The organism is Nostoc sp., assembly GCF_036917455.1.
Classification (GTDB): Bacteria; Cyanobacteriota; Cyanobacteriia; order Cyanobacteriales; family Nostocaceae; genus Nostoc.
Genome location: NZ_JBALDK010000119.1, coordinates 1 through 12,166 on the forward strand (window position 1 = coordinate 1; position 12,166 = coordinate 12,166).

At 41.5% G+C, this 12,166-nt stretch carries 5 protein-coding genes and 4 pseudogenes; 3 read left to right on the forward strand and 6 right to left on the reverse strand.

The window, feature by feature from the left end:
- Positions 1-91: 91 nt before the first annotated feature.
- Positions 92-316 (reverse strand): annotated as a pseudogene (locus tag V7K42_RS12845) (hypothetical protein); the annotation flags it as partial.
- A 675-nt stretch (positions 317-991) separates the two neighbouring features.
- Between V7K42_RS12845 and serA the strand changes: the two are divergent.
- The 3 genes from serA (at position 992) to V7K42_RS12860 (ending at position 5,105) form a co-directional block, all read left to right on the forward strand.
- Complete coding sequence (gene serA, locus V7K42_RS12850) at positions 992-2,572, forward strand: phosphoglycerate dehydrogenase (RefSeq protein ID WP_334916693.1); 1,581 nt, start codon at positions 992-994, stop codon at positions 2,570-2,572.
- Between the two features lie 136 nt (positions 2,573-2,708).
- Positions 2,709-3,629, forward strand: coding sequence for a 50S ribosomal protein L11 methyltransferase (gene prmA, locus V7K42_RS12855; RefSeq protein WP_334916695.1), 921 nt, complete (start codon positions 2,709-2,711; stop codon positions 3,627-3,629).
- Between the two features lie 150 nt (positions 3,630-3,779).
- The gene (locus V7K42_RS12860; protein ID WP_334916697.1) at positions 3,780-5,105 is read left to right on the forward strand and encodes a hypothetical protein; all 1,326 of its coding nucleotides are present in this window, start codon (positions 3,780-3,782) and stop codon (positions 5,103-5,105) included.
- A gap of 60 nt (positions 5,106-5,165) precedes the next feature.
- On the opposite strand, the gene V7K42_RS12865 is transcribed toward V7K42_RS12860, so the two are convergent.
- The 5 genes and pseudogenes from V7K42_RS12865 to V7K42_RS12885 form a co-directional block, all read right to left on the reverse strand.
- Positions 5,166-7,757, reverse strand: coding sequence for a chloride channel protein (locus V7K42_RS12865; RefSeq protein ID WP_334916701.1), 2,592 nt, complete (start codon positions 7,755-7,757; stop codon positions 5,166-5,168).
- Between the two features lie 328 nt (positions 7,758-8,085).
- On the reverse strand, positions 8,086-9,897 hold the full coding sequence (locus V7K42_RS12870; RefSeq protein WP_334916699.1) for an ABC transporter ATP-binding protein: 1,812 nt from the start codon (positions 9,895-9,897) through the stop codon (positions 8,086-8,088).
- Between the two features lie 239 nt (positions 9,898-10,136).
- Positions 10,137-10,502 (reverse strand): annotated as a pseudogene (locus V7K42_RS12875) (ABC transporter ATP-binding protein); the annotation flags it as partial.
- Position 10,503: 1 nt separating this feature from the next.
- A pseudogene (locus V7K42_RS12880) lies at positions 10,504-10,842 on the reverse strand (iron chelate uptake ABC transporter family permease subunit); the annotation flags it as partial.
- Positions 10,839-11,872 (reverse strand): annotated as a pseudogene (locus V7K42_RS12885) (FecCD family ABC transporter permease). The pseudogenes V7K42_RS12880 and V7K42_RS12885, both read right to left, overlap by 4 nt.
- Positions 11,873-12,166: the final 294 nt, after the last annotated feature.

The following is a 12,166-nucleotide window of genomic DNA, read 5'->3' on the forward strand; positions in this document are numbered from 1 at the left end:
TCATGTTGCTCTCTCGGTGCTGTCTACTATCTATTCACAGCGTATACCTAGAGAGCTTTTTTACAACTTATTCGACTTTTCAAACAGCCTCTAAGCTCAAAAACCCATCTGGCACAATGGGCGGTTTATCAGGGTGATAATAAATACCCATATCTATGGCAAATAGCCAGTCCATGCGTTCTGTCCAAAGTATTAGCAGAATCGCCTTCAGCAAACCTGGTATCAATTCTTGCAGTTCATTATCCACAGGTGTTTCGTCAGAGTCTGGTAGCTCCTCAGCTGAGGGTAAGTACCTTGGCAAGTTGTACTCTAACATGGCTGGTTTCCCCAAAACTCAAAGGATATTTGGCTCACCAGAATTATAGCGATTTTTCCGCAACTATATTCAGTAGAGTATTGAATGTACATTAGTACTCTACTGAATATAAGTGCTAGCTTTTAATTACTAAACAATTTTAAATTTGCCGGAATCATGAGCAATAAAATTTATTTGATGCCTAAATTCTAGCTATCACAATCCGATTATCTTAAATCATGCAATGTTTTGCTTTGACTAAGAGATACCACTTGTGGTAATGAGAAACAGATAAGATTCGACAGATATATTAGTTACTAGCTCGTTTCCTGGTTGTGTATAGCATTGCCTCTGCTAAAGTTGCAGCCCAGTCAAGCATACAAGCGTTTATTCCCCACCAAGGAAATTGCTTAAGCTGATAAAATTTTGGTAACTCTTAACTATTAATAAATATATAGGTGCTTAGTGCTATTAATGCTTTATATTTAGCGACAGGGTGGTGCAAACAGCCATTCATTCTTAAATACTTAGGAGGGAGTACCTATTGGAAGCAACTCACGCTTCGATACCATCAGCACGTAGCGTAGGTAAAGGTTAAGTTGATATTCAAACAAATAATTTTGCTGAATTGCGACAGATAAAGACTAAACTAAAAAGTCTTGTGCAGCAAAACCTGTAGCTTTAAATGTAGTAATCATGTCTAAGGTTCTTGTCTCAGATTCTATTGACCAAGCTGGAATTGACATTCTTTCGCAAGTTGCTACCGTTGATGTCAAACTTGGTCTAAAACCAGCCCAACTGCTCGAAATTATTGGTGAGTATGACGCACTGATGATTCGCTCTAGTACACGTGTCACTCAAGAAATCATTGAAGCAGGCACTCAGCTAAAAATCATCGGTCGTGCTGGCGTGGGTGTGGATAATGTGGATGTTCCCGCAGCCACACGCCGGGGAATTGTAGTAGTCAATTCTCCAGAGGGAAATACAATTGCCGCCGCCGAACATGCACTAGCAATGATTTTGGCTTTGTCTCGCCACATCCCCGATGCTAATGCTTCGGTGAAACGCGGTGCGTGGGATCGCAATAGCTTTGTCGGCGCGGAAGTCTACAAAAAAACTCTTGGCGTTGTCGGTTTGGGTAAAATTGGCTCCCATGTTGCGGCTGTAGCCAAGACAATGGGGATGAAACTCCTAGCTTACGATCCCTTTATTTCTACAGAACGAGCCGAACAGCTTGGCTGTCAGTTGGTGGAGCTAGATTTACTCTTCCAGCAAGCAGACTATATTACCCTACACATCCCCAAAACCCCAGAAACCACCCACTTAATCAATGCCACAACTCTGGCAAAGATGAAACCCACAGCCCGGATTATCAACTGCGCTCGTGGTGGGATTATTGATGAAGTAGCTTTAGCAGCAGCTTTGAAAGCGGGTAAAATTGGCGGTGCAGCCTTGGATGTATTCGAGTCTGAACCTCTGGGGGAATCGGAATTGCGATCGCTAGGCAAAGAAGTTATCCTCACCCCTCACTTGGGAGCCTCTACCGCCGAAGCTCAAGTGAATGTGGCTATTGATGTAGCTGAACAAATTCGGGATGTCCTTTTAGGATTACCAGCGCGTTCAGCCGTCAACATTCCTGGACTCGGTCCCGACGTGTTGGAAGAACTCAAGCCCTACATGCAACTAGCAGAAACTCTGGGTAATCTAGTAGGACAGCTAGCTGGCGGACGGGTGGAAGTACTCAATATTCGTTTGCAAGGGGAACTTGCAACCAATAAAAGTCAGCCTTTGGTAGTAGCTGCCCTGAAAGGATTACTTTACCAAGCTTTGCGGGAACGGGTAAATTACGTCAATGCCAGCATAGAAGCCAAAGAACGCGGAATTCGGGTAATTGAAACCCGTGATGCTTCCATCAGAGACTATGCCGGAACGCTTCATCTAGAAGCCACAGGTACTTTAGGTACTCATTCGGTCACAGGTGCTTTGCTAGGCGAGCGGGAAATCCACCTAACCGATGTTGACGGTTTCCCCATTAACGTCCCACCCAGCAAATATATGCTGTTTACCCTGCACCGCGATATGCCGGGGATTATTGGCAAACTTGGTTCCCTACTCGGCAGTTTTAATGTGAATATTGCCAGTATGCAAGTAGGTCGTAAAATCGTCCGTGGTGATGCGGTAATGGCTCTGAGTATAGATGACCCTTTACCAGAGGGCATTTTGGATGAGATTATAAAAGTCCCTGGTATTCGGGACGCGTATACAGTAACTCTATGAGTGGTGAGTGCTGAGTAGTGAGTGCTGAGTGATAGAAAAGTGAAAAAGAAAACTTCTAACTCCTAACTCCCTCATACTCAGCACTCACCACTCACCACGGGCTAAACGCCCCGCTAGCGCTAACAGCACTCTAAAGATGGCAAACACCTGGTGGGAACTACAGATTTTATGTGAGCCAGACCTAGAAGATTCAATCTTTTGGCGACTGGAAGATTTTGGCTGTCGTGGGACAGCTAGTGAAAATAAAGGAAATTCATCTTTAGTTAGGGCTTATTTATCGACACTTCAAACGCAGCTGCTAGATTTGGCAGCGCTATCGCTATGGTTGCGTCAAGATGCACTTTGTGTAGGGCTTTCATCTCCCTCACTGCAATGGCAGTTAATTGATGAGGAAGATTGGGCAACTAGTTGGAAACAATATTGGCATCCGCAAGAAATCGGCGATCGCTTCCTAATTAATCCCGCTTGGCTACCATTGCCAGAAACAACCGAACGGTTAGTGATTCGTCTCGATCCAGGTGTAGCATTTGGTACAGGCAACCATGCCACCACTCAGTTATGTTTGGAATCCCTGGAAATGCGTCTAAGTGGAGTTCCTCAGTCCTTTGTGGGGACTGGTGGAAAACATGAACACCTGATAATTGCGGATATTGGCTGTGGTTCTGGTATCCTTTCCATTGGAGCGCTGCTACTGGGAGCAGAGAAAGTCTATGCAGTAGATAACGATCCTTTGGCGGTGCAATCAACTATCAGTAATGGTGTCCTGAATGACATTACTTCAGAACGTTTACTACCAACACTGGGAAGTGTAGACGTTTTAACAAAACTGCTTGAGAAACCAGTGGACGGTATAGTTTGCAATATTTTGGCTAATGTGATTATTGAGTTGATTCCAGAAATGAGTGCGATCGCTAAACCTGAAACTTGGGCGATTTTCAGTGGTATTTTACTAGAACAATCTAAAGCTGTTGCTGACGCTTTAGAAAAACATGGTTGGGTCGTAGCTACCCTGTGGAAACGAAAAGAATGGTGTTGCTTGAATGTACGGCGTTCTTAACCTACGCAAAACTACACAGTAGAGGGGCAATACATGAATTGCCCCTGCCTGAAAATGAAAGTTTCAGCTATTCGACTTAAGTATAAGTAATCAAGCAATTTGAAGTGACATAATATATAGATTACCCACTATTGACTTTTGAAACCAGCGATGAAAGAACGGCTACAAATCCACAAAAAAGCTGACTCATCCGCTTCTAAGTCAGAACCAAGTCAGTTGCAATGTCTAAGACTGGCTACGCCTACGCAACTGTTAACTAATCACTCTCAACTTGGCTCCCACAAGCCTATAATACAGGCGAAAGTAGAGAATCAGAAATTTCAACAGGATCGGTTTGAGGCAACAAAACTCCAAATCCAAGCCAAGCACGGCACTATCACGCCAGAGGGACAGGAACGACTGACTGTATTACAAGCAAAGATGAATGAGTCGTTGCAGCAAGGAAAGAAACATTCTGCCCAATTTGGTCATAACATTGACAAAATGGCGATAAAACGTGCCGATACTGTCTCACTAGCACAAATGCAACCCCTCCTAGAACCACTAATACAGCCAAAACTCACTATTGGTCAACAAGGAGATCGATATGAGCAAGAAGCGGATAGAGTAGCTACTTCTGTAGTTAGCCAAATTAATCTACCTACTCTGCAAACCCAGGAAGGAGAGCAAACGAACCTACCAGCTAGCACAAACGAACAAGCAAGCTCTGAAGAAATATTAGTAGCAAATAATTCAGCAGATAAAAAACAAAAATTTTTACAAGATTACTCACTAGCTAAAACACTAGTAAATGGCATAGATGACACATTACCAGAAGATAAAATTCTGGAACAACTATTCAAAAATTTTGGAAATATCCAATTTCAATACACAATGGTGAGCAAGAGTGCAGAAACTCTATTAAAAGGCTCTCCAGAAGGAGATTATCAGACATTAGCTCGGACTTTTAAAAAGGTTGCAGAAGAGTATTTTGGCATCGAAAAAATCACAATTGAAAGCATTGCCAAGCCTTTTGTGAGTGAAGCGGGAGTTACACCGCACCAAGGTAAAAAACCTAATTGTGATGATGGTAAGCGGTGGTTTTTCCAAAACCATTATTGGGCTAGCTGGAACGGCAAAGTTTACGATGTTTTATTCCTCAGCCATAAACGAACTGAAGCAGATATGGCAAAACAGGTGCAACCACTTACATCTATGTTGATGCCTGAGCAAGAGTACTATGAAACAGAAAAAGGGAAAGTTGTATATCCAATTGTGAATAAGTACTCAACTGTAGAAATTAGTATATTTGAGAAGCTGAAAAACTTTGTTAATAATCTTGGTAGATTTTTCTCGGATAATATGAGTGCGATAATAAATAAAATTCAGTCTTTATTAGCCAAAGGTGGAAACAACGCTAGCGGTTTTGATTCTTTAATAAGAGAACTAGAAAAAGATAAAACTAATACTACAATCTCAAACAATCAAAATCAATAATTCCAGACTAGCTCATTTGTACAATGATTCTACCTGTAAGAATGGCTTGTGTCTACATAATTAAGTTTTGACCATAATCACTGTGCAACTACTCTTGCGAGAAATCTTCTCTGCAATATTTCCTTGAATCGCTTGTTGCAAGAGACTTTCACGGCTAGCCCCTAGAACAATCACATCACTATTGTCTTGTTTGGCGCACTCAAGTACAGCCTCAGAAACAGAATTGGCCTGGACTGGAGTAGCCACCACCTTACCTTTAACTCGGCGTTGGAGAAAGTGGACAGATTTTTCCAATAATGTTGTGTCAGGAATGGAGCCAGTAGGGTGGAAAACCTGACAGAGCTTGATTTGGGGCGAGGTACTTAAGGAAGTAAGAGCAGGTAATAGCTTAATTGCTTGGCTGGAGTTAGGGCCACCTGCCATTGGCAGCAACCAACGATCAAAAGCTCTTTTATCATGCAATTTAGCCAAGACAACATCACAACTTGCCTGTCGAATTATGGTATCCACCACTCGGCTGAAAACTCTACCAGGAGTTGATGTACTGCCTTTCCATCCCATCAACACCAAATCAATGTGCCGCTCTTTGACACTCTCTAAAATTGCCCCAGCAACATTATGGGTAACTCGGATTTGGGTGTGAACGGGAATCCGCCACTTCTCTCCTAACAGTATTGCCCTTTGCAAAAGCTCAAGGCTTTTGGTAATTTGTACTGGTGTTTCAGATGGAATACGGTTAGATGGAACAATAATCACTTGGAGACATTCTATTTCGTAATTGCGATCTTTGGCGATCGCAACTGCCATTTCTAGTAAAGTCTCGGCTGTTTGCGGATGTGAAAGTGGTAATAGTAACCTTCCTTTGCCTGTAGCTGGAGCGCGAGTTTGGTAAATCACATAAGAAGGTACTGATTTCGATTCTATCTGTTGGGTATTACCACTCAACTTCTCTGCTTCTACACGAATAATATCACTGCGAGTAATAATTCCGATTAGCTTCCGACCTTCTGTAACAGGTAAGCAGCTTAGGTGATAACGATTGAGTATATGCAGTACATGGGCCAGTGTCGCTGTGGGACTTATTGTTACTGGCTCAGGTGTCATAATCTCACTGATAGTTGTATCTCCACCTAAATGCTGTGCGGCAAGACTAACTAAATCTTTTTGAGTGATAATACCAACAACTTTACCATTTTCTAAAATTGGGAAGTTGCGATGGTGAGAATCAGAAAATGCCTGCATCGCTTCATCAGTACTCATCTGGCTAGATAGGGTTTCGACACGTCGCTGCATCACATCTGCGGCACTTATTTGTGCTAAAAGCCCTTCTGTGCTTGCCTCTTTTGTAATGTGAATCCCTTTCCACTCTAGTAAAAGATCGTAGAGCGATCGCGGATCAATTTTTTCCGCTACTAAATAGGCAATCACAGATACAATCATTAACGGTAGCACCAGATTGAAATCTGTCGTCATCTCAAACACAATGATAACTGCTGTGATTGGTACCTTAGAGACAGCGCTAAAAAACCCAGCCATTCCCACATGAGCGTAGGTTGTTGCAGCACTCATTCCCAGCAAATTCTGTTCGGTAGCACCCACTAAGTAACCAAGGGCAGATCCTAATGCCAAGGTGGGAACCAGCAAACCCCCTGGCGCACCTGAGCCGTAGGTTAAAATAATTAGGATAAACTGGACTAAAAAAGCGATCGCTGCAAATAGCCAATCACCACTACCTACAAGCAAAATTTCTCTCAACCCAGCATTATTACGAAAAGTTATAGGTAACAGAGCTATTACAACACCAGTCACTAGCCCCACAATTCCAATTCGCCAGGGTAAACTCAGGTTTAGTAAACGCCGATTAATTGCCAGACTTGCAAGAATACTTTTATTAAACAGAATACCTAGTAGCCCAGCCAGCACTCCCAAAATGAAGTAGAAAGGGATTTCCTGAGCGAAGAAAGTTGTATGTGAAAATCCTAAATTCAGATGATTCAGATCGAGGCTGTGACTACCATAGAGTCGGGAAATGACTGAAGCGATGAAAGAAGCCAAAATCGCAGTGCCAAGAGTGATACCTGACACATCTTGGAGTAATTCTTCCACTACAAAAAGAACACCGGCAATAGGTGCATTAAAAGCCGCAGCTAACCCAGCACCTGCTCCGGCGGCGATCAGTTGGCGACGATGCTCTGGTGAAGTCGGCACCCAGTTACTAAGTTGATTTGCCAAAGCTGCCCCAATTTGGACAGTTGGTCCTTCTCGTCCTAAAGGCATTCCAGAACCCAGCACTAGTGTAGCGCTAACCAGCTTCACCAAAGCAATCCGTAGATTTAACGGCATCGGCACGCGAGCCAATACTGCTTTCACTTCCGACATCCCACTACCCGATGCTTCCGGTGCAAAACGCTCTACTAACCAACCAGCTAAAATTCCTCCTACCAGTCCAATGCCTGGTAGCACCAAATAAGCAGGCCACACGTAAGAAAGATGGACTCGCCATGCTCCGGCCCAGTCTACAGCCTGTCCTAATAGAACTGCTGCTAGCCCAGAAACTAAACCAATCAGGCAAGCTTCAACGAAAGCCAAGCGTCTGGGTCGAAGCATCTGACGAGAAAGCCTCAACCACAGAATTTTTCCCTTAGCCAACATATTTTTAGCAATCACTTGTCATAAATGAAAGTATCTAAATGCCTGAAATATCTTACCATTTACGCTATCGGCTCTGTTCAAACATAAGCAAGCGGAAACTCTGGCATTGGTCTAATGGCGATCGCCATTAGACACGAATATCATTTTTATACCTGTAGGCATTGCCTTCTCTTTGAGACGCTACGCTAACAAGAGGTTATCAGTCACAGTATAGATGGTAATTATTTTGTTTAGTATAATCCCTCCTAATTTTTTTCTGGAGGGAATTTTATTACCTTATTAGTCTAAGAGTATAGATTTATACACCATTTAAGCAACACTATTGTTTTTATTTTACCCCTGATTGCACGCGCCACAAATTAGCATAAATCCCGTTCTTCTCTAACAATTCTTCATGGGTTCCCGACTCAACTAACTTGCCATATTCCATTACATAAATGCAATTAGCATTACGAATAGTAGAAAGGCGATGGGCTATAGCGATGGTTGTTCGATTCACAGTAATCCTTTCTAAAGAACGCTGAATTGCCGCTTCGGTTTCATTATCCACTGCTGATGTAGCTTCATCTAAAACTAATATAGGTGGATTTTTTACCACAGCCCTAGCGATCGCAATTCTTTGCCTTTGTCCACCAGATAATTTTTGACCCCGTTCTCCAACTATCGTCTCATATTTTTGAGGAAGTCGCATAATAAAATCATGGGCTTCAGCAATTTGGGCTGCTCTAATTATTTGTTCATCGTTAGCATCAAAAGTACCATAGGAAATATTCTCGGCAATAGTACCATGAAATAAGAATACATCCTGACTTACCAAGCCAATACTACTACGCAAATCATGTAAATTTAAATTTTGGATATCAATCCCATCAATGGTAATCTTTCCAGAAGAAATGTCATAAAATCGCAATAGTAATTTAACTAAAGTACTTTTACCAGAACCTGTAGAACCAACAATAGCAATAGTTTGACTTTGGGGAATATGTAAAGATAGTTTTTTAATTACTGGTTCTCTATCTTGATAAGCAAAAGTAACTTGCTTGAAGTTAATTTCACCACGTACCTGAGAAGCATGTAAAGATATATCCCCTCTAATAATATTGATGGGAGCATCTAACAAATTCATAACCCGATTGACGGAAGCCATTGACCTTTGATATTTGTCAAAGATTTCTCCTAATGAGACTAATGGCCACAATAGCCTCTGTACTAAAACGAGTAAGACACTGTAATTACCAATAGATATTGTCCCAGCAGATGTTGCCATACCTCCCCAAAATAGCAAGGCTGTGAATCCGATTAAAACTAGCATTCTAATTATGGGAATAAATGCAGCCGAAAGTTTAATTGCTTTGGTATTACTTTTTCTATATGCTTCGCTTTCGCTTGCCAATCTAGCACTTTCATAAGCTTCAGCAGTGAAACTCTTAATTGTATTAATTCCACTAAGATTATTTGCTAGTCGGGAGTTGAGAAAACCTACTTTATCCCGCACATCAGCATAACGAGATTCTAGACGTTTTTGATAAGCGAAAGAACCCCAAACAATAAATGGCATTGGTAGCATTACTACTAAAGTAATGGAGGGAGGTAAAACCCAAAAAGCACCAACAGTTAAAATGAGGATAGAGGTACTAATCTGGATAATGTCATTGGCTCCGAAATTTAAAAAATCTTCTAACTGATTGATGTCGTCATTCAGGATTGACATCAAGCCCCCAGTACTACTTTCTTCAAAGTAAGCTGAATCTAATTCCTGGACATGATTATAAGTATCCAAGCGTAAATCATTCTGAATATCTTGGGCTAAATTACGCCATAGTCTATCATAAGCATACTGAGAAAGCGATTCAAATATCCAAATAATGACAGTGATCGATGAAAGCAACAAAAATTGCGAAAATGTATCTTTAATTCCCCATTTTCCAATTAGGGAATCTTCCTTCTTGACGAGAATATCTACCGCAGTACCAATCAACCATGGTGGTGCTAAATCTAATATCGTATTAATGATTGAAAATGATGTTGCTTGCCAAATTTGTTGGCGATAGCGTCTTCCATAATTAAGCACGCGTTGTAAAGGATGGGCTGAATTGCTAGGCTTATTAGGCGCTATGGAAGATTTTGATGTGATTGTCACGACTGTTTATTGTTTGTAGTTAGGTAATTGATGAGAGCGATATAGGATTACTATTTGATTTTTGAACGAAATTAGGTATTGTAGTAACGCACTATTTTCAAGGGTTTGATGCCGTACTCTCCGCGCTCACATCCTACGGATATTTTCTCCAAATCAAACCGAATTCCTATATCTTTAGTACAATATGGGCGAAGTTGGATTTACACCGTTTTGTTTTAGCACAAATTACATCATGAATTTCAGTAAATTGGTTTACTATTTACTTTTCCCTTGCGTCCTATAGGTAAACACATTGGTGTTCCCACAACAGGATCGAGAATAATCTGACACTCCAATCTAAAAACTTCTTGAACCATTTCTTGAGTCATCACTAACTTTGGTTCCCCAGCAGCAAAAAATCGACCATCTTTGACTGCTATTAAGTAATCAGCATAACGACACGCTTGGTTTAAATCATGTAGCACCATTACAATTGTTCGTCCTTGAGTTTGGTTCAACTCATACAATAAATCCAAAATTTCTATTTGGTGCGCTAAATCTAAAAAAGTAGTCGGTTCATCTAAAAGTAAAATATCTGTATCTTGCGCCAGCGCCATTGCAATCCAAAGCATTGATCCCGATAATACCTTTATCTGCCAAGGGATTACGTGTCAGTCCTTGAAAGATAGTACCAGAGATTGCTAGCGCCGCTCCTACCATAAATGCTACAAGGGTGCGGGGTAAACGCAAATTCTGAATCACGAATACATGGTCTGGGTTTCCTGTATCTAAACCCAATACAGTTTTCACTATATCTAAAGGTGAGATTGGGTATTCACCCTGCCCTACATTCATCACCATTGCCACTACAATCCCTACTGCCAAACATAACAGTATGACTGGTACACGTCGGTCAATTCGGAAAGATATCGCCGGAGAACGAATGACTAGCCAATCAACCTTCATTTTTTCACCTTAGATTTAGCCAGATAGACAAAAAAGGGAGCGCCAATTATTGCTGTCATGACACCTACAGGTATTTCCTGCGGCTTGAGCAATACACGGGCAGCAATATCTGCGATTAAAAGCAAAATAGCCCCTAAAACTGCACAATAAGGTAATATCCACCGATAATCAGCTTTAATATAAAATCTCACTATATGGGGAACGACTAAACCAATGAAGCCGATTGGCCCTGCCAGGGCGACTGAACTTCCTGCTAATAAGACTACACTGATAGCGGTAAATATTTTTATCCAAGCTGTCTGTTGACCCAAACCTTTGGCGACATCTTCACCTAAACTCATAGTGGTAATTTGTCTGCCGAGGGCAAAAGCAATTATTAATCCTATGCCGACAAAAGGCAGTACTTGTAAGAATAAATTAAAATCTTGACCAGATAATGAACCAGCTAACCAAAATCTCACTTGCTCAAGTGTTTGTTGACTAAGAATCAGGACAGCCGTGGTGAGGGAAGAAATCAGAGCAGTTAAGGCCGCTCCTGCTACTGTCAAATTCAGTGGGGTGGCTCCTCCCCGTCCTAGAGAACTAAGGGTGTAAACTAATACTGCTGTTACTCCCGCACCCAAAAAGGCGATAAGGGTGTAAGTACTTAAGGATGAACTGCCAAAAATGAAAGTTGCGACAACGACAAAGAGGGCGGCTCCCGATTCAATACCTAAAATACCTGGATCTGCTAAGGGGTTTCGCGTCAAACCCTGCATCAATGCTCCCGATACAGCGCTGAACCTACAAGGATAGCAATTAGCGATCGCGGTAATCTCACAGTCTGAATAACTAAGCTATCGTAAGAACCATCAAAGGCGATAAAAGATGTCAAAATCTTGTCTAGAGGTATTTCTACTGCACCTAGCGTCACACTGTAGACCAAGCAAATTAGCAGCATACATAGTCCCAAAACTAGACCAAACAAGGCTGATATTTGTGGCTTTTTCAATCCTCTAGGTGATACTATAGTCGCTTTTATCGGGAGCATCCACTTTTGGAAGAAACATAATTCTGGTACTCCAAAAACCCTACTATATGGGTAATCTAAAAAAGTAGATCCGCCGAAAGTGGATGCTCCCCTTTTATCATACTCCTGTCGTTATTTGAAAATATTACGCTCTATTGAACGGTTGTTTTTTTAATGCTTTTTAAGCATGAGATTTGATAATACTTCTTGATAAATATATATAAGCTGCTACGCAGCTAAATTTAATAAACAGCATTACCTTTATTTTTAATCTTGCGCTCCCATTTAATAATAAGGCCTCCTTCATTTAACAAT

What these genes read in the sequence shown, in the direction of transcription:
- V7K42_RS12860 (WP_334916697.1), top strand. Translation starts at nt 3,780, where the DNA reads ATGAAAGAACGGCTACAAATCCACAAAAAAGCTGACTCATCCGCTTCT.
- serA (WP_334916693.1), top strand. Translation starts at nt 992, where the DNA reads ATGTCTAAGGTTCTTGTCTCAGATTCTATTGACCAAGCTGGAATTGAC.
- V7K42_RS12865 (WP_334916701.1), bottom strand. Translation starts at nt 7,757, where the DNA reads ATGTTGGCTAAGGGAAAAATTCTGTGGTTGAGGCTTTCTCGTCAGATG.
- prmA (WP_334916695.1), top strand. Translation starts at nt 2,709, where the DNA reads ATGGCAAACACCTGGTGGGAACTACAGATTTTATGTGAGCCAGACCTA.